Genomic DNA, 506 nt, shown 5'->3' with positions numbered 1-506 from the left:
CATTGATGGATTTGAAGTGATCGATGTCGATGACCATCAATGCGAATGGAGTGTCGTGCAGCAACATGTCTTTCAGTTTTACCTCTAACCAGCGGCGGTTGTGCAACGAGGTAAGGGGATCGGTAAATACGTCTTGTTGTAACTGAGCTACGGTATTTTTGTGTTGTTTGGTCGTCTCTTTAAGCTCTTTGTTTTCAATCTCAGACAGAATGAGCTTTAACTGCAATTCAAAGCGAGACAATCGACGCAGTTGAGCCGCGCCCAATTCGCTGATTGGGATGTGTTTTATTAAGTCTGATTCAATACGAAAAGCGCGTTTCTCACAGCTTAAAGCTTGCTGAAACTGCCCTTGTGACGCACTGACTTTGCTCATTGCGTTGTAAAAACGTTTCGCCAGAATGGGCGAAGAATGCTTTTTAATTCGCTTCCCAATGGACTCCAACAGCAAATTAGCCAACGAAGTGTGGCCAACACCATTCAAGCAATAGGCCGTTTCAATTTTGACC

The 506-nt window shown here is 44.3% G+C and carries 1 protein-coding gene; it reads right to left on the bottom strand.

What is annotated here, in order from left to right:
- On the bottom strand, window positions 1–506 hold a 506-nt coding region (locus R7R78_RS29750; protein WP_225475045.1), incomplete at both ends, for a GGDEF domain-containing protein.

This window comes from Vibrio sp. 2134-1 (genome assembly GCF_033339495.1).
This window is presented reverse-complemented; position numbering and strand designations above follow the sequence as displayed.